General features: G+C 42.6%; 1 protein-coding gene and 3 tRNA genes. 1 reads left to right on the top strand and 3 read right to left on the bottom strand.

Going from position 1 to position 1727, the window contains the following annotated elements; genetic code table 11:
• Positions 1–166: 166 nt before the first annotated feature.
• Positions 167–242 (bottom strand) — tRNA-Gly (locus AB4558_RS21395).
• 32 nt (positions 243–274) lie between these two features.
• A tRNA-Leu gene (locus tag AB4558_RS21390) sits at positions 275–361 on the bottom strand.
• A 352-nt stretch (positions 362–713) separates the two neighbouring features.
• Between AB4558_RS21390 and AB4558_RS21385 the strand changes: the two genes are divergently transcribed.
• Positions 714–1502, top strand: coding sequence for a lipase family protein (locus AB4558_RS21385; RefSeq protein ID WP_146491411.1), 789 nt, complete (start codon positions 714–716; stop codon positions 1500–1502).
• 75 nt (positions 1503–1577) lie between these two features.
• Here the strand turns inward: AB4558_RS21385 and AB4558_RS21380 are convergent.
• Positions 1578–1651 (bottom strand) — tRNA-Cys (locus AB4558_RS21380).
• Between the last annotated feature and the right edge of the window lie 76 nt (positions 1652–1727).

Below are 1727 nucleotides of genomic sequence, written 5' to 3'. Positions count from 1 at the left end.
GAGTTCATAGGGAATCTCACTTTTAAAAACGAACTTGATTGCGAAGTTTTGAGACAGCAATAGAAAAGAATTTTTAGCGCGGATTCGAACAAGAAGAGTTCTTAAACGTAAAAGCTATACGTCAGAAACCAAAAAGCCCGAACATTTCTGTTCGGGCTTTTTAATTTGGAGCGATACATCGGGTTCGAACCGATGACCTCAACCTTGGCAAGGTTGCGCTCTACCAACTGAGCTAGTATCGCATTTGCTTTATCGAGATAAAGACTTTAATAGATGGTGCCCCGGGCCGGACTTGAACCGGCACAACGCGAACGTCGAGGGATTTTAAATCCCTTGTGTCTACCAATTCCACCACCAGGGCACGCAATTCTTTATTGCGATGCCGATTACTGAAAAGTAAAACACCATCTCTCAGCGACCTAAGCCGTGAGAACGAGGTGTACTTTAACGGATGGAAAAAATTCGTCAACAATAAATTTTATCTTTTAATTCAAATGATTAATTATCACTCTCCAAAGAATAAATTTAGTGCAGCTTGTACGGTTCTTATACGCTGTTCTCTAATCTAACACTGCAATTTATTATCTAGGGTTAACTTTAGCGACAGCGGCAAATTTTGGTTTTTCTGTAACGAATCAAGTAAATGGTGTTTTCATGTGCTTTTCACATTCAACGACTAGAGTTTTAAGTAACTCTTATTAAGAAGTAAACATGTGAAACCACTAAAACGATATCAATATGAGCGCTATGCCGTTCTTTGTAACCTCGCCTACCCTAGAGTATTTAAGCAAACTCGCTATGGTTTTGACCCAAATGGACAACGCATCATAAAGAACCAGTTTGCTAAAACCATGATTCGAGTGTTATGGAGCAGCGACAAAGACGAAGTGGTTGTCGTTATTAAAGGGTCACACAGCGTGTCAGACTGGCTGCTTAACTTCGCCCTATGGACGAGAAGCTGCAAAAGGATTGGACTCAATTACCGAGTGCATGCTGGCTTCTATCATCTGATGTTTCAGGAAAGCCAACCAACTCGTAATGAAGATAAGCTTGGCTTAACCGTTATTGAACGATTGGAAGCGACGCTCATCCCTCTCTTAGAGCAAGGCAAAAGAATCTCCATTACTGGCCACTCTTCCGGTGGTGCTATTGGTTGTGTGTTTGCTGACTACTTTGAGCAAAAGTATCCAGGCTGCATTAAGCGAATCGTGACCTTTGGGCAACCTGCAATTGGTGATTGGAGTTTTCGAAAGCACTATCGCTTGAGTAAGAAGACTTACCGCATCTGTTGTGACATCGACATCGTGACCTTCATGCCACCGGTTCCTTTGCTCTATTGGCATGTAGGTAAAGTGCTTTGGCTTTATAACGGACGAATCTATGAGAACACTCCTACATTAATCCGCCTTGGTCGCTCTATCTTTAGTTGGCTGATAAGACCTTTCTCTTACCACTTGATGAGCAAGTATATCCGTAACAAAGATTTCTTTGATAAGCATTGAAATGGGTACGTAGGAAGCTTTTAGCGGGGCCAGAAACGAAAAAACCAGTCACTAGGACTGGTTTTTTCTGAATTATGGAGGCGCCTCCCGGAGTCGAACCGAGGTCCACGGATTTGCAATCCGCTGCATAGCCACTCTGCCAAGGCGCCTTCAATAGTGTTTTAAGAGAACAACTCTTTTGATCAATACCAAGCGAGGTAATAATCAAATAGATGGTGCCCCGGG

The organism is Vibrio sp. 10N.222.51.C5 (assembly GCF_041474575.1).
Taxonomy (GTDB): Bacteria; Pseudomonadota; Gammaproteobacteria; order Enterobacterales; family Vibrionaceae; genus Vibrio; species Vibrio crassostreae_C.
Note: the sequence above shows the minus strand (reverse complement) of the source record. Positions and strands in the feature narration are given on the sequence as shown.